At 58.6% G+C, this 17,784-nt stretch carries 17 protein-coding genes; 9 read left to right on the forward strand and 8 right to left on the reverse strand.

Annotated elements, in window-relative coordinates; all coding sequences use genetic code 11:
• Positions 1–538: 538 nt before the first annotated feature.
• From NKJ26_RS16610 to NKJ26_RS16630, 5 genes are all read left to right on the forward strand, one after another.
• Positions 539–838, forward strand: coding sequence for a hypothetical protein (locus tag NKJ26_RS16610; protein ID WP_352696225.1), 300 nt, complete (start codon positions 539–541; stop codon positions 836–838).
• A gap of 43 nt (positions 839–881) precedes the next feature.
• Positions 882–1,166 carry a DUF6894 family protein gene (locus NKJ26_RS16615; RefSeq protein ID WP_352696226.1) on the forward strand — a complete coding sequence of 95 codons (285 nt, stop codon included), beginning with the start codon at positions 882–884 and terminating at the stop codon, positions 1,164–1,166.
• A gap of 344 nt (positions 1,167–1,510) precedes the next feature.
• The gene (locus tag NKJ26_RS16620; protein WP_352608268.1) at positions 1,511–2,446 is read left to right on the forward strand and encodes an NAD(P)/FAD-dependent oxidoreductase; all 936 of its coding nucleotides are present in this window, start codon (positions 1,511–1,513) and stop codon (positions 2,444–2,446) included.
• Positions 2,447–2,667: 221 nt separating this feature from the next.
• Positions 2,668–3,522, forward strand: a complete 855-nt coding sequence (locus tag NKJ26_RS16625) for an alpha/beta fold hydrolase (protein ID WP_352696227.1) — start codon at positions 2,668–2,670, stop codon at positions 3,520–3,522.
• A gap of 91 nt (positions 3,523–3,613) precedes the next feature.
• Entirely contained in the window at positions 3,614–4,144 is a 531-nt protein-coding gene (locus tag NKJ26_RS16630; protein ID WP_352608272.1) for a DUF1003 domain-containing protein, read from the forward strand.
• Between the two features lie 447 nt (positions 4,145–4,591).
• Here NKJ26_RS16630 and NKJ26_RS16635 read toward each other — a convergent pair whose 3' ends face one another.
• Both NKJ26_RS16635 and NKJ26_RS16640 read right to left on the reverse strand, forming a co-directional pair.
• Complete coding sequence (locus NKJ26_RS16635) at positions 4,592–4,828, reverse strand: DUF6894 family protein (RefSeq protein ID WP_352608274.1); 237 nt, start codon at positions 4,826–4,828, stop codon at positions 4,592–4,594.
• A gap of 19 nt (positions 4,829–4,847) precedes the next feature.
• Positions 4,848–5,582: a Crp/Fnr family transcriptional regulator gene (locus NKJ26_RS16640; protein WP_352696228.1), complete on the reverse strand. Its 735-nt coding sequence runs from the start codon at positions 5,580–5,582 to the stop codon at positions 4,848–4,850.
• 564 nt (positions 5,583–6,146) lie between these two features.
• On the opposite strand from NKJ26_RS16640, the gene NKJ26_RS16645 reads away from it, so the two are divergent.
• Positions 6,147–8,132 carry an AI-2E family transporter gene (locus tag NKJ26_RS16645; protein WP_352696229.1) on the forward strand — a complete coding sequence of 662 codons (1,986 nt, stop codon included), beginning with the start codon at positions 6,147–6,149 and terminating at the stop codon, positions 8,130–8,132.
• Positions 8,133–8,561: 429 nt separating this feature from the next.
• On the opposite strand, the gene NKJ26_RS16650 is transcribed toward NKJ26_RS16645, so the two are convergent.
• Together NKJ26_RS16650 and NKJ26_RS16655 are read right to left on the reverse strand one after the other, a co-directional pair.
• Positions 8,562–9,014, reverse strand: a complete 453-nt coding sequence (locus tag NKJ26_RS16650; RefSeq protein ID WP_352695919.1) for a YidB family protein — start codon at positions 9,012–9,014, stop codon at positions 8,562–8,564.
• Between the two features lie 326 nt (positions 9,015–9,340).
• Positions 9,341–10,216: an MBL fold metallo-hydrolase gene (locus tag NKJ26_RS16655; protein WP_352696230.1), complete on the reverse strand. Its 876-nt coding sequence runs from the start codon at positions 10,214–10,216 to the stop codon at positions 9,341–9,343.
• A 304-nt stretch (positions 10,217–10,520) separates the two neighbouring features.
• On the opposite strand from NKJ26_RS16655, the gene NKJ26_RS16660 reads away from it, so the two are divergent.
• Entirely contained in the window at positions 10,521–11,690 is a 1,170-nt protein-coding gene (locus NKJ26_RS16660; protein WP_352696231.1) for a beta-glucosidase, read from the forward strand.
• 142 nt (positions 11,691–11,832) lie between these two features.
• Here NKJ26_RS16660 and NKJ26_RS16665 read toward each other — a convergent pair whose 3' ends face one another.
• The 3 genes from NKJ26_RS16665 to NKJ26_RS16675 form a co-directional block, all read right to left on the reverse strand.
• A complete protein-coding gene (locus NKJ26_RS16665) occupies positions 11,833–12,165 on the reverse strand; it encodes a DUF892 family protein (RefSeq protein WP_352696232.1) in 333 nt (110 codons plus the stop codon).
• A gap of 72 nt (positions 12,166–12,237) precedes the next feature.
• Positions 12,238–13,398 carry a UDP-galactopyranose mutase gene (gene glf / locus NKJ26_RS16670; protein WP_352696233.1) on the reverse strand — a complete coding sequence of 387 codons (1,161 nt, stop codon included), beginning with the start codon at positions 13,396–13,398 and terminating at the stop codon, positions 12,238–12,240.
• A gap of 2 nt (positions 13,399–13,400) precedes the next feature.
• On the reverse strand, positions 13,401–14,573 hold the full coding sequence (locus NKJ26_RS16675) for a glycosyltransferase family protein (RefSeq protein ID WP_352696234.1): 1,173 nt from the start codon (positions 14,571–14,573) through the stop codon (positions 13,401–13,403).
• Positions 14,574–14,907: 334 nt separating this feature from the next.
• On the opposite strand from NKJ26_RS16675, the gene NKJ26_RS16680 reads away from it, so the two are divergent.
• Positions 14,908–15,825: a glycoside hydrolase family protein gene (locus tag NKJ26_RS16680; RefSeq protein ID WP_352695793.1), complete on the forward strand. Its 918-nt coding sequence runs from the start codon at positions 14,908–14,910 to the stop codon at positions 15,823–15,825.
• 381 nt (positions 15,826–16,206) lie between these two features.
• Here the strand turns inward: NKJ26_RS16680 and NKJ26_RS16685 are convergent, their stop codons facing one another.
• Positions 16,207–17,133, reverse strand: a complete 927-nt coding sequence (locus tag NKJ26_RS16685; RefSeq protein ID WP_352696235.1) for an ArsR/SmtB family transcription factor — start codon at positions 17,131–17,133, stop codon at positions 16,207–16,209.
• A gap of 173 nt (positions 17,134–17,306) precedes the next feature.
• On the opposite strand from NKJ26_RS16685, the gene NKJ26_RS16690 reads away from it, so the two are divergent.
• Positions 17,307–17,582 (forward strand): DUF3394 domain-containing protein, encoded by a 276-nt coding sequence (locus NKJ26_RS16690; RefSeq protein ID WP_352604477.1) that lies wholly within the window; start codon positions 17,307–17,309, stop codon positions 17,580–17,582.
• Positions 17,583–17,784 lie beyond the last annotated feature (202 nt).

The raw sequence follows: 17,784 nt of genomic DNA on the forward strand, positions 1-17,784 counted from the left end.
CTCTCGTTGAAGGGAACTCCATGGTCAGATCGACGCCTCTACCCGCTCAAGGTCTATGACATGCACGCCATCTCAGAAGGAGGCGGCCCTCCCGCGCAGCGGGTTCGTGCATTGGGCCCAAAGCAGCCAATTTTGGCCAAATCGTGTGACCTCGCCAACAGCACTCCAAGTATTGGCGCTCCGGCTGATCGCGGCAACACCGACTCCGAGACGGCGATTGGAAAATGCTTCCAGTGCGGAGAGGAATTCCATCAGCGAGTGCTGACATCGTCTATCGGCCGCTGCGGTGGTGACTATAACGCCTTTATAAAGCTCGGCTGCCCGATACGTCCTGGACGTCATTCCGGAAAGTGCCATTCCTAGACGCACGGCGCGGGAGCGTCATCTATTCCGTCTGCGATCCCGGGCGTTGCCTCGGTACATCATAGTTTAATGACAAGTGGTGCGCCGCGCCGGATAAACGCGAGGTCAGCGGGCATTTAACGAGCTCAGCTGATTGGGAGCGACCATCTCACTATCGCTCGTTTGGAGACGCCTGATGCTTGACCGACCCATGCGCACGAACACGGAAGCTCTCTACCCCAACGATCTGGACACCCTTCGCGCGGTTTTCAACGCGATGTGCCAGGAATTTGCCATCCTGCCGGACAGCGCGGCGGCCCATTCCATCGCGAGAGAGCTGGTCAGGCTTTTCCAGACCGGGATGACCGAAGCGGCCATGCTGAAGATTGCCGTGCGCGCGCGTTGGCACGGCGATTGGAAAACGGAAGGCAGCAGCGCTACGTTTGAGGTCAGGCGTTCACAATCCGCTGCATCCTTTTCGAAATGCTGGCGTTGACCCTCAACCTTGCCAACGCTGGCACCACCGACAGGAGGGATCGATGCCGACATTTCGCTTCGAGTTCATCGGAGGCATGCCGAAGCCTGCAATCTTTGCCAACATAGCTGATCGAGAAGTGGCTGTCAGAGAGGCGAAGCGCGTTGCCAAGGAGGCCATGCTTGACGGGATTGCCGATGGCGCAGACCCGACCAGTTGGGTGGCGAAAGTTTACGACCAGGCGGGCTATCTCATCGCCACAGTTGGATTCCAGGATCTGATCGCTGCGTCCGAGGGTTCGGAACAGTACAAAGAAGCGGACGAACCTGGCGTCATCCGGTCGGGCTAAAGCTCGGATTTCTCATTTTCAACGGGCCCTATCCATTCGATCCAGGCTGCCGCGTGATCGCTTGGCTTCTCCCATCCCCGGACGGCAACGTCCACGCCCGCGCCGCCAGCCTGTTCATGAGCGAGGGGCTCACGAGAAGATGGTCCATCCGAAGGCCGTTGGTAAGTTCATGTTCCAGGCAGCTTTAACCGCCAATAGCCAAGAAGGTTTCGACGGACGAGCACAGGATGTGGCGAGACGACGAAATCAAAGGTCCTAGCCTTGGCGGCTGAGCGCAGGCTAAGCAAATGCGCTCTCTCCGCAATCATGCTGGAACATCGCACGAACCAAATCGTTCGCCGCTAATGGGCCACACCAGCAATGAAAACCATAACAGTCGACTGATCGCCGACACCGAAGATGTCTTGATCGTCGGAGGCGGGCCCGCAGGGTTGACCGCCGCTCAGTATCTTGCCCGTTTCCGCCGTCGCGTGCTGGTGATCGATGCGGGCGACCCCCGTGCCGCCCTGATCCCAAGAAGCCATAATTGTCCGGGCTTTCCCGAAGGGATAAGTGGCCCCGATCTTCTGGATCGGCTACGACGCCACGCGTGCTTGTACGGAGCAACTCTGATGCGGGGTCAGGTTCATTCTCTGGCCCCTGTTAATGGAGGCTTTGACGCCGAGACCTCGATTGGCGCATTCCGCGCACGCAAGGTCATGTTGTCGACCGGGATTATCGACACGACACCCGTCATGCCACGCCTGCGGGACGCAATGGCTGCAGGCGTAGTTCGGCTTTGCCCAGTGTGCGACGGATATGAGGTGATCGACCGGAAGATAGCGGTGGTCGGGCAAGGTGAGAGAGCCTTGCAAGAGGCCATCTTCCTCAGTCGATTTACACCGGCTGTAACGATGCTGGGGACCGACGCAAGGGACTTCTCAACCAGCACGCGTCGCGCGGCCGGCGAAAGAGCGATCGTTATCCGAGACACTCTCGACAGGCTCAGCCCGGTTGCTGACGGTTGTGAGGCGATTCTGAGGGACGGGGCGACATGCCGCTTCGATGCCGTTTACGCGGCATTGGGTTGCAAGGTCCGTTCTCAACTCGCAGGGGTCGTTGGCGCGACCTGTTGTGAAGAGGGATACGTCAAAGTCGATGAGCACCAGCAGACTTCCGTCGATGGCGTGTACGCGATCGGTGACCTCGTCAAAGCCTTGAACCAGATAGCGGTCGCCTTTGGACAGGCTGCCATCGCTGCGTCCCACGCTCATAGAGAACTTGATTTCCAACCCGCTTGAGCTGGGCGATACAGCTTTGCGTTTGTCTGGCGGAACAAGCCGCGGCCGCCGAGGTTGGGGCAAGGTGGCAGCGAGCACAGCAATTCCTGGCAGGCACGAGCATGGCGCTCGACAGAGATGGACCGAAACTTGCAACCGGGCTGCTTATCGCCGCGGCCCTGGCGGGATACAACGCCGTCCGCGCCAAACGAGCGCTTGCCGGCCGGGCGTGCGGTCGTGCGATGGAGATCGGTAGCCTACACCTGCATTTTTTCGAGGCCGGCACTGGCATGCCGCTGCTTCTGCTGCACGGGAACGGATCCATTGCGGAGGACTTCAAGTCCAGCGGCATCTTCGACCTGGCGGCAAATAGCTACCGGGTGCTCGCATTTGATCGTCCCGGCTTCGGCCAAAGCTCACGGTCGCAGGGCAGGAGCTGGTCTGCTTGCGAACAAGCTGACGTCATACATGATGCTGTACGCAATCTCGGCATCGAAAAATATCTGGTGCTTGGACATTCCTGGGGAGCTTGGGTCGCCATCGAATTGGCGCGCAGGCATGCTTCATCGATTGCCGGCATCGTGCTGGTCTCCGGCTACTATTATCCGCCGCCGCGGCTCGCTCTTGCGCTGGCCGCACTCCCGGCCCTGCCGGTGATCGGCACGGCTTTCCGCCACACATTGCTGCCGCTGCTTGTGAGGCTGGCCTGGCCTTGGGCGATGAAGAAGATCTTCTCTCCGGCTGAGGTCGACAGTGGCTTTGCTGCTCTCGCCAAAGAATTCGCCAGCCGCCCTTCCCAACTGCAGGCTGTTTGTTCCGAGTCGGCACTGATGTTGGCCGCAGGCCTGTTGTCGAAGGCAAGCTACAAGGATATCGCCGTGCCGACCGGCATCGTGGCCGGATCTGGAGACCGGCTGTTCGACGCGGAAGGCGATGCACGACGCCTGCATGAGGAGGTCGGTGGGTCTCTCCTTGAGATCGTGCCGGGCGTCGGCCACATGGTTCATCGGAGCGCCCCGTGGGCGGTGGTCGCGATGGTGGACAAAATTGCAAGGCTGCGCGCCTCGTCTCGAGGCTGCCTGTCGGCTGGGAGTTAGGCCATGTGTCAGCGAGATCAACGCACGTCTCCAGGCGGCACGTCTCAAGGGGGCGGCGAGCGCCGCTTGTACGAAAGTGACATTCAAACACATGAGTGATCAACGTCCCGCCGACATGCAGTCCGTCCTTCACCAGAACATACAGGCTCTGGTCGACCAGAGACGACAACAAGAGGAGCGGCAAGGCGTTCAGGTGCGAGTTGCTGGCGCCATTTCGCGCTTCGCGGGAAGCATGACTTTTGTCTATTTGCATCTCGCGATTCTTGTAGCCTGGATTCTTGCAAACCTTGGCGCGATACCAAGCATCCCAGCTTGGGACCCCACGTTTGTGATCCTGGCCATGGTCGCTTCGGTCGAGGCAATCTTCTTGTCCACTTTCGTGCTGATCAATCAGAACAGAATGGCTGAACACAGCGAGCGCCGAGCGGAACTGGACCTGCAGATCAGCCTTCTTAACGAGCATGAAACCACGCGGCTGATCGAGATGGTGGCTGCTTTGGCGACGCGCCTGAATGTCTCGACCCCGGCCGACAACGAGCTGCCGCAACTGGCAGAGAATGTCGATCCCCGACATGTGATGACGCAAATCCAGCAAGCTTCTGGAGATCAGGGAAAAGCTTGAGCAAAGCGAGGCCGCCGCCAGGGACTGATCCAGCTAGAGCTTACATCGGCCGAGGCGGGGACGGACGAGTTGAGCTTCCGACGTTCTTCAGTCATCGCAGGAATCCACCAGAGAGGTAGGCCTCTTTGGTGGGAGTATGGTCACTCGGCTCGTTCTTATTAATTTGGCCACGCATCTGGCACACTAGATCAAAGCGATCGCCTGCTGTTGCCATTACGCCGCCGAACCGCTAGGCGTCACGGCAGTCGAGATACGTTTGCCGCTGATGCGTTGGATGGGTTGGCCTGACGCACGTCCGCAAAGGTCGATCGCGGTCGGTGGCGAACTGAATCGACGTTTCCATCATCAACAATCGCGGATAGCATGTGCTCGGAGCAGATGTTCTTGGCTGAAGAGGTATGCCGCCCCAAATTTGCTCGGCCTGACGCAGAAGGGGGGTGCGCAAGCCTATTTCATCAGTTTGACTTGCAGGGAGAGGCTCAGCCTGAGGATTTTCTCACCGTTTTCATCACGCACCTCAACGAACAATTGCTGGCCGTCGACGCTTTTCAGGGACTCTCTCGTGAGGTCGATAAGCCCCTCGAAACTCGCGCGGCGCACCTCCTCGATGCCGGCACATTCGATACCTATCTCATCTTCGAAGACCAAGTCGCGATCGCCGCTGTCAAAGAAAAATCGTGCCATCGGAGAGCTTCCGTCACCACTAATCTGGGGGGGTCCTTTGGTGCAGGTAGGTCGTGTCGAAATCTCCTGCGCGAGTGAGGCCGGGCCAGTCGAGTGCATGAACTCTTGGCCCTGTGGTGGCGATGAGGCCTCTACGTCGCAGTTCCTGAAGCATTCGGTTGACGTGCACCGTAGACAAACCCAAGGCATCGCCAAGTGCTGCCTGGGTAATAGGGATGTCCGCGACGTGATCCTGGATGCGTCCGACAGAGCGCAAGCGAGAAATCAGTTCGCAGAGAATGTGAGCCATGCGGGTGTAAGCCTCCCTTCTCCCAATATTGGTGACCCACTCCCGGTAAATCGCGGCATCTATCAGCGTCGACCGCCAGAAGGCCGCGGCAATGTGAGGGTGCTGGTCGCAAATGGCGCGTAGAGTATCGTGCCGCATGAACCCTATTCGGGCCGGCGTAAGGGTCGAGAAGTTACAATCCATGACCGACAGATGCAGCCCGTGCAGATCTGGAATGTCGCCGGCCACGAAGAAGGATGTGATCTGCCGCTTTCCTTCGCCCGTGAGTTTGGTCGAACCGACCAACCCATCCAGGACGACAAACGAGTAAACAGGACGGTCGCCCTCACGCACGAGGTCGTGGTTGGCCACACATTCCTTCTCCTGGATCGGAATGCCTTTTAGAACGCCGATATCAGCATCACGAATATCCGAGATGGTCTGAAGCTTGCGAATAAGTACATCCGAGGATGAGGTGGGGGACAATCTGGCTACCTAGCTGATGTTGGCTTCCGAACTTTTATTCACGCCAAAAGTTCCGGTTAGCCGGTGAAGGGTTGACGAACCGACGGCGGCCGCGCCGTGATCGTCATTCGGCAGGGAAACATGTAAGGGGCGGGGTTCCACCGCCCGCTATGGATCGTGGCGTGCAGCGTTCTGCCGACGTCGAGTGTGTTTGAGGATGCTGAACGATCTAAGCCGCAGCCATAGGTGAACCGGGGCAGCGGTGCATTAACCTATGACACAGGCAGCCGAAATTTTTGCCTGGGCAGCCAGCTTGGGGAGCTCGCCCGTGGGCACAGCTTGACCTCGTCCCTCGGCCTTTTCAAGGCCGCACGCGCTGGGAGTCCCGCTCCAGGCCCATGCCGATGCCAAGTGGAAGACCGAAATCTGGGTCGACTGGCTGTACGCGAACGAACGGGCGAGTCGGCCAATGGATTGTCAGCGTAAGTGCATCCTATCCCCACCTTCAGGACCTGATGTTGCGGCAGCCCAAGTTGCGCTCTGTCTGAATATGTCTGATCATGCGGAGTTGGGCAGGAGAATTGGATGGCGACAAGTCGGCTAAATGGCGCGCAACCCTCTGTCCCTCGATTGAGGGACATTGAGACAGGGGCCACGGCTCACCCACGCACTGCTTTGCCCACGGTAGCGACTGTCGTGACAGTCGTTGCCGCGCTTTATTTCGGCCGCGAGGTGTTTCTGCCTATCGCGATCGCGCTGCTGCTGACTTTCGCGCTTGCGCCGGTGGTTTCCGCGCTCAAACGGACCGGCATTCCACGCCTTGCCGCCGTCATCTTCAGCGTGCTTGGCGCCTTCGCAGCGCTCGCTTTGTTCTCATTCATTGTCGCTACGCAAGTCGGTGAGCTGGCCCAGAATGTTTCGCTTTACCAAACAAATGTCCTGACCAAGGTCAGAAAAGAAACCGGTGGCGGCGGCGGCATCATCGCCAGGTTGACCGGAGCGATCGAGCGCATCGGCCAGGAGATCAACAAGCAGGAGCCCTCGCAGCCAGCAGCCAGCCAGCCTCAGCGCGAGCCGGTTCCCGTCGAGATTGTGTCTCGAGAAAGGCCGCTCGAGATCCTGCAAAACCTGATCACGCCGCTGATCAGTCCGCTGGCGTCGGCGGGGCTCATAATTGTTGTCGTTATTTTCATGCTGCTCGAGCGCGAGGATCTGCGCGATCGCTTCATACGGTTGGTCGGCTACGGCGATCTTCACAGAACCACCGAAGCGCTCCAGGACGCCGGCAGACGGCTCGGCCGCTATTTGCTCATGCAACTGGTCGTGAACATCTTGTATGCCGTCCCGATCTCGATCGGATTATGGGTCCTCGGGATCCCCAATGCACTGTTGTGGGGGTTGCTGGCATTGGCGCTGCGCTTCGTTCCCTATATCGGTCCTATCATTGGTGCACTGCTGCCCTTGTCCCTTGCTCTGGCCGTGGCGCCCGGATGGTCACTCGTATTGTGGACAGCCGCGCTGTTCGTGATCATGGAAATGATCACTGGCAATGTCATCGAACCCTGGCTTTACGGGTCGCGCACCGGGCTCTCTCCCTTAGCCGTCATCGTCGCAGCAATTTTCTGGACCTGGCTCTGGGGACCTCTTGGTCTGGTTCTGTCTACTCCCCTCACAGTCTGTCTCGTCGTGCTCGGCAGACATGTGACGCAGTTCGAGTTTCTCGACGTGCTGTTCGGCAACGAACCGGTGCTCGAGCCACATGCCCGGCTGTATCAGCGTCTGCTGGCCGGTGATCCAGAAGAAGCCACGGACCACGCCGAGGAAATTCTCGAGGAGCAGTATCTGCTCGAGTTCTACGGCAAGGTCGCGCTTCCCGCCCTTCTGCTCGGCGAACAAGACCGGGTTCGGGGGGTGATGGACGATCACCAACTGAAGCAGCTGGCCGCCAGCGCTCAGATACTGGTAGCGAATCTTGACGACATCGCTCAGGAGGAGGCGGAGGAGGACGATGTCGCCGCAGGTGATGAGACTGGCTCGGACAAGGAGAAGACAATCGATCCGGAAGCAGGGCACGACATCGATCTCCCAGATGGCACCGGCCTAGCCGTGCTTTGTGCCGGCGGGCGCGGCGAACTCGACGACGCGGCCGCCGCAATGCTGGGGCAGGTGTTACTGATCCAAGGCGCGGCTACGTCAAAGGCCAGTTTTGCAGAGCTGCAACCGGCGAGCATTCGCCGGCTGGAGCTGGATGGGCTGAACACCGTCGTGATCGGGTTCCTGAACCGCAACTCCCTCAAACATGCGCGTTTTATGGTGCGCCGCATAAAACGTTTTAATGCAGCGGTACGGGTGGGCGTTGTGTTCTGGGGAGGAAACGGTGAAGACCGCGGGGAGACAGACGGTAAATTGGGCAATGACATCAATGCTGATTTCGTTGCGCTCGACATGGTCAACGCGGTGACCAGAGCGTTATCGAGGGATCCGCCGGTAGGGCTGAAGACCGCTGCCAAGCGGCGTGTTCGTCGTCGGCCACCGGCGCGCAAGAAGGACACTCTTGTTTCGGCCAAATGACTCATGAAAGGCATCGCCGCGAAGAAGATCATGATCGTCCCGTGTGCGGAAAGGACCTGGTCGTAATGCTCGGGCGGCAAGTTGCTTTTGCGTGGCTTCGTGCCCGCGCAACGAGTGCTGGCGGTCCATGGGCCGGGGTTGCCCCAACTGGCGCTGGGTGGGTTTGTTCTGCCGATGTCTATTCGTCGGTCCTGGAAAGAAGCCGCTGGTTCGCCTGCGCGATCCGGCGGAACACTAGACCCACTCCGAGCCGCAAAACCGGCCTAATTTTGACCAGTGTCAAACAGCACACAAGCGCCTGCGGCCGGTCAGCCAGCTATCTGGGACGGTCGCTGGCTCGCGCACGAATTTCAATTTCGGCAGCATGGCGAAGTCCCTCAACCGCTCAGCCAGGCTGTCAAGAGCTTGATGCATAGAACCGCTGCGTCCCTAGGGTACATTATCGAGCAGGGTCGGCGTATCCGAGCTTTGTGTCGGCTCAGACGGCCATTCACCATTGGGCGTCATCATATTGACTGTCTCGGGTAGATCCCGCGCAATCCTTTTGATTAGCTGCTCGCGTGAAAGGCCCGTCTCCATCGAAATGGAAGTGAGTGTACCTTCGTCCATTGCCGCTTCGACGTCCCTTGGCTCGATTGGTTGGTTTGGCCCGCTGCCAACCCACGAGTCGACCTTCCGTCCTGCCCCAACCTCCCTGAACCGGTCGAGGATCTCACCAAGGTCCGCCCTCGACACGCCATCCGATATCTGAGCCAGAATTCTGCGTTGCGGGTCGTTTGGGTTAAGATACCCCGCTCCCCGAATCAATTCGCCGATTTTGTCGCGATTTTGGTATGCCAGGACGCCAAGCATCGCTTTCGCCAATCTTCCCAGATTTGCCATTTGGTCTGCTCCACGGTTCGGCCCATGAGCGAATCGAAGCCAAGTCTTGGCGAATGCCAACGCGTATGGCTCGAACAACTTCTTGTTGGCCGGCCCCGCCGGCGGAGAGGACGCGTCCTTGGGGAACGGGTTTCCATCTGACGTCTTCCCTTGACGCAGAATTTCAGGGCACTTGGCCGGAGTCGCTCTGCGCCGACCGAACGCCCTAACTGGCGCATCCCCGGTTTGTTCCGCTGCCAGAGTTTGTCGGAGGGACGCGCGACCCGACGGAAGCTCTACGGCTTGAGCGAGCGGCCCACCTTGAAATTTCAGAACGACGGGCTCGGTTAGCCTGAGCTATCTGGGACCATCGCTGGCTCGCGCACGAATTTCAATTTCGGGGGCACGGCGAACTCCCTGAACCGCTCAGCCAGGCTGTCAAGAGCTTGACGCATGCCCACTCCTGCAGCAGCCGCACCGTGTCCAGTGATCACCATCTGAGGCTTCAGCCCAGCCAGATGCTTCACGGATCTTTCCGCGGCATCCCAGTCCGGCGTGAAGTAGCGCGGCGGACCGTGCATCTCGAGATCCTGAACGGCGACCTCATAGACCGACTCCTGACCCGTCGTAATGAAAGCGTCTCCTACGATCAGCGAGCGGTCTTCCTCGCGCCAGAGCGAGATATGCCCAGGGGCGTGCCCGGGTGTGTGCAGCCATTGCCATCCGGGCATCCCGGGGATCGATCCGTCGGCGGGCAACAGTTCCAAATGGTTGCCAAGATCGATCGGCCCGCGCGGAAAGAGCGGCGAAAGCAGCGCCATCAATCCACCCCCTACCCAAGGATCCGGTGGCGGATAGGACGCGGTTCCATCCAAATAGGGGCGCTCGAGTGGGTGGGCGAACACAGGCACGTCCCACGTATTCGCCAGGTCCAGAACCGCTCCCACATGGTCGAAATGGCCGTGGGTCAGGATGATCGCCGCCGGCCGCCGGTCCGTGCCAAATCGTTTTTCTGCGACCGCAAGGATGCTGCTACGGGACTTCGGCAACCCCGTATCGATCAGCACCCAGTTCCGATCTCCGCTGCCCGGTGCGCCGAAGAACATCACATTGACGATTGCCAGTCGCAAGTAGCCCAAATCTGGTGCGATGCTCCAAGCGCCGTCACCACGGTTCTCACGCCTGGCGTGGTCGATCTCGGAAAGTGGAATTTGAACGGTCATATGATCCCGTGCCTCTGTTGTTGCTGAGCAGCCGCTCGAGTTGATCGACCGCGGGCGCTACATCGCCCGAACTTGCCTCGGGCCGCCTTGTTCCTCATTCGCCACCCAGATTCCGGACAGTCGACCATCGGAACAAAGGCTTGATCAATCGGTTCGGGACAAACCGGTCACGCCAGGACGGGGGGTATGCTGAACTGAGAAACGGAATGCCGTCTGCCCGATCGGGTGGGTATTTTCGACAAGGCGGTTCCCGGTCCGAACAAGCTGGCAGAGTTCGAAGACGACTGCCCAGAGGAGACCTCGAATGAGCGAACTGGGACGCAAGGTCGGGCAGGATGAGGAAGCTTCGATTGCGGGAGCTTCGCGCTTTGCCAGTTTTTTCATGGCAGGCTTTGAGTGCTCCACACACCGGCGCAAGGACGGCGTTCGCCTCGACCTTATTCGTGCGACCTCGCATAATTTGCATGCCCCCGGCGATTACCGCGGCTGCGCCGAACTCGGCCTTCGCACCATCCGCGACGGGCTGCGGTGGCACCTGATCGAAACCGCTCCCGGAACTTATGATTGGTCAAGTTGGACGCCAATGGTCGAGGCAGCTCGATCGGCAGGTGTCCAGGTTATCTGGGACATCTTCCACTACGGATCTCCAGACCATGTCGATCAGGGCTCGATGGATTTCATCCAAGCCTATGCCGCGTTCGCAGCAGAAGCAGTGAGGGTACACCGTTCGATTGCCGGAACATCGCCACTGTTGTGTCCAATCAACGAAATCTCCTTTTTCGCCTGGGCTGTTGAGGTCGGCTATTTCCCGCGTGTGGGGCCGAACAAACGGGGATGGTTCAAACGGCATCTCGTGAAGGCTGCAATTGCTGGCGTTCGTGCGATGCGAGAGGTGGATCCCTCATGTAGATTCGTCTGGGCCGAGCCGCTTATCCACATCGCTCCCCGCGACCGAACAGGGACCGAGCGGCGCCGGGCCGAAAACGCCCGCCAGGGACAGTTCGAAGCATACGATTTGCTCCTGGGTCGCGCCGAACCTGAGTTGGGTGGAAGCGAAGATGTTGTCGATGTCGTGGGCCTGAATTTTTACCCGCACAATCAATGGTACATGGACGGACCGACGATACCGATGGGCCACCATGAGTACCGTGCCCTCTCGGAAATGTTGCTCGAGGTGGCTCATCGTTACGGCAAGCCGATGTTCATTGCCGAGACCGGCTCCGAGGGTTCAGGCGGGGCGGCCTGGCTCCATTATGTCTGCGACGAGGTGCGTGCCGCGATCAGTCTCGGGGCGCCGATTGAGGGTATTTGCCTGTACCCGATAACTGCCTACCCCGGCTGGGACAATTCGCGACATGCGGAGGTGGGTTTGTTTTCCGTCATCCAGGCTGATGGCATGCGACACCTGCGCAAAGCCACAGCAGATGAACTGGCCCGTCAGCAAGGTTTGTTCGCGGCTAACCGGACGCGTTGAAGATGTGACCGACAACGGGGGCGGGGTCTGTCATGGAGGTCGCCCCGTTGTAGGATCAGCTTTTGCGGTTTCACCAGTCTCGCCAGCTTGGCCCACCGCATAGCGTCCAGGTTTTCCTTCAGCCTACTGGCCATGGCTTCTCTCAGCTCAGAGTCTGCTTGAGGGCCGCCTCGGCGGGCACCAGCAGCGAATTGTAAGCAGCAATTTCATGATCGAATGCGAAATTCGCCAGGCTATTCTTGATGATTTCGTCGCCGGCCATCGAGTGTCCCATGGCAGCCATGCTGCCAACCATCGACAGGGCTGTCTCCGTGAGGATGGAGTGCTCTGTATCGAGGCCCTCCAGGACTGCCTCGATGCGCGTGATCTGGCTTTCGGTTTCCGGACTATGCCGGCGCAAACGATACGCTCGACCCGTGGCCATGATCGACAGCGTTTGGTTTTCCGTGGTGGCATGGGCGTTGGCAAGCCACAACGAATATCGAACGGCTCTCTGAGTTGAGTTGTAGCCATCGCAATTCTTCTTCCGGTTTTGCCGCCCCCAACTCTAACTCCCGTGTGCGGGAGAACTTACAGCCAGTTCCGCCAATGACGCCTTTCCCGTGCTCGCCGATTCGACGCTTTTTTGGATGCGAGCGAAAGTGGCCAGAGCCTGCCCAACCACCTGATCCATGTTGTAGTAGCGGTATGTTGCCAGGCGACCGACAAACCACACGTCGGGACAGGTAGCGGCAAGCGCTTCATAACGCTTGTAGAGTGCTTCGTTCTCGGCCCGCGGCACCGGGTAGTACGGATCCCCGAGGTCCGTGGGATATTCGTAGGTCAGGCTGGTCCGCGAGCTCTGTTGGCCAGTGAGATGTTTGTACTCCGTGATGCGGGTGTAATCTTCCGTCTGGGGATAATTGACGACGGCAACCGGCTGAAACTGTTCGCGGTCGAGGGTAACGTGCTCGAAACGAAGCGAGCGATAGGGAAGGTGCCCGAGCTGCCAGCCGAAATATTCGTCGATCGGGCCGGTGTAAACCAATCGCCTGAACGGTATCTTCTCACGAATCTCGCGGAAATCGGTCTGCAACATGATCTTTATGTTCGGCTGTTCGAGCATGCGTTGGAACATCCTGGTGTACCCACCGAGCGGCATGTTCTGGAAGCTGTCACTGAAATAGCGGTCATCGCGGTTGGTCCTGGTCGGTACTCGTGCTGTCACCGATTTACTGAGTTGACTGGGATCAACGCCCCATTGCTTCCTCGTATAACCACGAAAGAACTTCTCATAGAGCTCTCGTCCCACCGTGCTGATAACGACGTCCTCGGCCGTGCGAACGTCCTCTACCGTCTCGCGTCGTGACGCGAAGAAATCCTCCAGCTGCGCCGAGGTCAGATCCAGCCCATAAAGGCTGTTGATCGTGTCGAGGTTGATCGGGATGGGAACGAGTTTCCCGTCCACCGCCGCCAACACCCTATGCTCGTATGGCCGCCAATCGGTGAACTGCGACAGGTAATCCACGATCGCCTGACCGTTGGTGTGGAAGATGTGCGGTCCGTAGCGGTGGACTAGGATGCCGGCTTCATTATAGCAATCATAGGCATTGCCGCCGACATGGTTGCGACGATCGACCAGGAGCACGCTTTCATGGCGCTGCGAAGCTATTCTTTCAGCAATCACGCTGCCGGCAAAGCCGGCGCCCACGACCAGCCAATCGAACATGGCTATGCGCTCCTGCGAAGAGGGACGACCTTCTTGCGTTGATACGCGCGCTCAATGTGAGCTGCCATGGCATTCCATGTTCGTTCCCAGGACATGTCCGCAAGATAGGCATCTACTTGCTGCAGGAGCATCTGACGTGGTCGCAAAAGAACGGAGCGTAGCTTAATTTGCAGATCTTCTCCGTCCGCGATTTCCACGAGTCCAGCAGCGCCGTAAGTGCGCACCACATCGACGATTGCCGTCGAGATCACCGGCAGGCCCGCCGCTAGAAATTCCGGCGTCTTGGTCGGGCTGATGAACCGGGTCGCTTCGTTGAGTGCAAACGGCATCCAGCCTGCATCCCAATGGCGCAGATAATCGGGTAGGTCGCAGTAGGCCTTCGCACCTAGCCAATGCAGGTTCTCAGCTTGAGGCAGACTCTCAGGGTCGATCTTAACCACCGGGCCGAGCATAACGAAATGAACGTCCGGCATCATCTTTGCCGCTCGCGCGACGAGAGCGACGTCCAGTCTCTCATCGATCACGCCGAAATACCCGACCCTTGGGTAAGGAATGTCGGCCTGATCGGCTGGGTCCTTTCCTGGCTTCCTCGCCTTATGAAAGTGTTTTACATCGATGCTGCTCGGAAAGGGATAGATCGCTTGGTGCAGGTGACGCTTGGTCTCGTACAGGCTCAACCCGCCGGTAAAAACGAGATCGGCACGGCGCAAAAGCGCCTTTTCCATCTGCCCCAGTTCGGGCGGCGCATTCTTGAACGCGGAGAGTTCGTCCATGCAATCATAGACGCATATGTCTGGGTCGAGGTACTCCGTGAAGCGAAGAGCCATTGGCGTGTAATACCAAGCGATCAGCCGGTTGTGCGACATAGAAGCGATTGTTTGTTGGACAAATATCCGCTGGACGGCATCTGCTTTCGCGGCTGACGTGCCAAGCGGCAGCACTGGTGTCGCAATTAGAATGGTTGGCGATGCTTCGCTCATCCGTAATAGCGGCTGTGGCAGTTCTTCGAAAAGAGGTTCTTCAAAGTAGACCACTCTCTGCCGTGCGGAAGCGAGAGTGAGAATATGCTGCGGACGTTGATGAACGAAGTTCCATCGCAGGTGGGAGAAGCAGACCGTTAGATTGTCTCGGATGGCGCGTTTACTAGCGGTTACCCTGCCCAAGGCTGCTTCCATGGAAATATTCCTTTTTATAGGCGACGGTGTTTTGTTCGAATAACATTTGTTAATGGCGTGTGGCGGAGAACTAAGCTTAGACACCAACTCCTAACTTTCGATCGGGCGAGTTGTTCCAAGATAAAGTGGTGAGCCTCGGTCGCCGCCTTGCCGCCGAATGCGAAAAAGGCGCGGCTGTCGAATTTCCGAGCGACGACGAGTAACGGGAATGCTCGTGGACAACGTCCTCGCCGTATTTGCGTTCAACTCGCGGGATATAAAATGGCCAGGATGTTAAATTGATTCGCCTGCGCGACCGGAGCGAGGTCGAGCAAAGGCAATTGCGGGGACTGACATGAAGATCGACTTCGAAACCAACGTTTTCCCGCTATTTCATCCGCAAAGCGTGGATGATCTCAAGGACCCGTGTCCCGTCTTCGACGGCAGGGTGTGGCACGTCTTCGGCTCAAGCGGCACGGTGAGCACCGAGACGTGGAGCATCCTGCATGCGACGGCGCCCGAGCTATATGGGCCGTGGACCGAACACGAGTCGATCAAACTTCCTATCAATGGCACAGGGGTAGCGGCTCCAGGTGTAATCCACGAGAGCGGCGTCTTTCACATGTTCATCCAGACGGAGTTCATGAAGTCTGGGGGCCGCTGTGAGCACGCCGTTTCCAACGACGGATTCCATTGGGTGGTTCTCAGCCCGGCAATCCTTGCCATCCCGAACACGGACGAGGATGGGGTGTACGATCCGCATCCTGCAATCATTGGCGGCAAGCGCTATCTCGTTTATTCCGCCATGCCAAACTTCACCCGGGTGCCACAGCCCGACATCTATCTTGCACGGAGCCAATCCGACTCGTGGTTCGGTCCCTGGAAGCGGATCGGCAAGATCCTCGACCACAATGATGTTCCTCACCACAATGCGAGAGAGGATCCCGACTACGAATGGGGCATAGAAGGCGCACAACTGGTCGAGTTGCCGGACGGCCGCGTGCTTCTCAACGCCACTTGCTTTCTCCCAAATAGCCTTCGGGGGAACCGGCAACGGGTATTTTTTGCCATTGCTGACGAGGTGAGTGGACCTTACGTCTCGATCGGCCCAGTGCTCGAACCAGGGCAACCGGGCGAGAACGGTCACTCGACAGTGATGATCCAAGGCAGCCAACTTTCACTGTTCTACCAAAGCCGGGTTGCAGCGACCGATCACCGGTGGCGCTACGGCTTGGCGAAATGTGACGTCGCTCTGTTTTCAAAAGTTGCATGATCCTTACGGCTGCGGCCGGCAATCCTGGCGCTGATTGGCTGCAGACGTCGGTCGCGCCATCGGCGGCACCGTAGGTGCCATGCTGCCCAATCCCGCAATGAAGATGAACGGCTGGATGGCTGTCGCGAGAAGCTTCGCGAACCTCCGAGACCATGTTCGACCGGTGCTCCTCGATCACCAGCAGGTAGCGCCGACGCATATGAGACAGTGAATCGCGAAGCTGGCAGGCAAGACAAGATCGTCACGCCGATGCACAGACTTCAAGGGCGAGAGACGCCTCGTTGAGCGCGCTGTGACAGGCCCGAGCACTTCGGAGAATGCTGAGCCACCCAATCTAGTTGCTTGTCACATTGCTAGGGTGACGGCTTCCAACGAGGCTTATCAGCCGGTTTTGATCCTCAGCAGGATGTCCTGGTCATAATTTCCAAACCCCTTGCCGAAAATATTGATCCCGCCAGGACGCTTGGCATCATCCTTGACGCCGATGCGGACGCGGATTGAATGATGGCTTTTGAGGTCCAGTGCGGCGAGGCTGGTTTCAGAAATCCTGATGCCGTCGACATAGGTGCCGTCGGTAGAAATCCGCCAATTCTTCAGCTTGCCATATTGGGAGCCCTTGAGCTTCCACCAGGACGGTGTGAAGACGCCGCGCTTGTCGCCGAAATCTCCGGGTGACGTCCAGGTGCCGACATCGAAGCCATTGATCGTCAGCGTGATGTCGGAGGGCCAGTCGGCGCTCGTGCCTGGCACTTCAGAGGACAGCTCTACCGCCACTTCGAGTTCGGTGATCTCGGCATTGGCCAGCTTGGCATTGTTGGGAAACTGGTATTCGACAAAACCGCGCGTGAACCACAACAGCCCAGCCTTCATACGATCCGGATCGAGGAAAGTGTTCGGCACATCGAGCAGACCAATGATGCCGTCCGGCGAACAGAGACCGCAGGGCGCCGTCACCTCGAAACCGGTGTAAAGCCCGATCGGCATCGACACTTCGATGGCGTTGTTCTTGAGCGCACGATATTCGCTCTTGAAGACCACGAGCACTTCCTCTGCGGTCGGATAACAGATCTTCTGGCTGCCCTTCCTCGCCTTCTGGTTCTCGGTGCGGATCAGTCCTGCATCCTCCAGCACCTGGATATTGGTCGACACCGTTGATTGCGGCAGCGACAGCACGGCGGCGATGCCGTTGACATTCATCGGCCCCTTCTCATGCAGCAGTTTCAGCATGGAAATGCGCGCCAAGGAGGCAAGCCCCTTGAGCACGGCGATGCCCTCCTCAGGTTTTATAACCAAAAGCTTAGGACCCATTGATTTTCCAGTCTGTGCGGAAACTCTATGGAAAATAGACCTTATACCAGAATGTTTTTATCAATGCGTTGCGGCGCGTCATCGGAGACGAACCAACTTCAAGTGGTATTCATTTTCCCGCTTGCAATGCCACTCCGTCGATCCGGACATGGCAATCGACATCGGTGATCCGGATGTCGAAGTTGGTGAGGCTGCAACTCGGGTCTGGCAATTCATCCACGGAGCGCCTCAAGGCTGCAGGATTGGATATCAGGGCGCTACGCGACAGCGTGACGGTTGGCTTCGTGCGGCTGGGCAGCCAGGCGGCCAAATTCGGCCTGCAGCCCGGCGACGAGATCAACCAGGTGCTGGTGCCCGCCGAGCGACCGTCGCGCTACTGGTTAGCCATCCGGGCCATCCTGTTGCTCGGCCTGATCTTCTGGGCTCAAAGGCGGCGCGGAAAACATTGAATATGTTCTCACCCCGGCGGTCGTGGTCTATTTCATCGGCACCTACATGACGGCCATCACAGGCACCCGGACGCATGGCAGCCGGTCTGGTGGCCCATGGGCTACTTGATTTTTGTCGGTGAACGTGCGCGGCGTCGCACTTCCGTTCGGAGTTACCGTGGTCGTCACGCTCATCGCCCTGGCCATCCTGGTATTCTTCTTC

Source organism: Mesorhizobium sp. M0152, assembly GCF_040322415.1.
Lineage (GTDB): Bacteria > Pseudomonadota > Alphaproteobacteria > Rhizobiales > Rhizobiaceae > Mesorhizobium.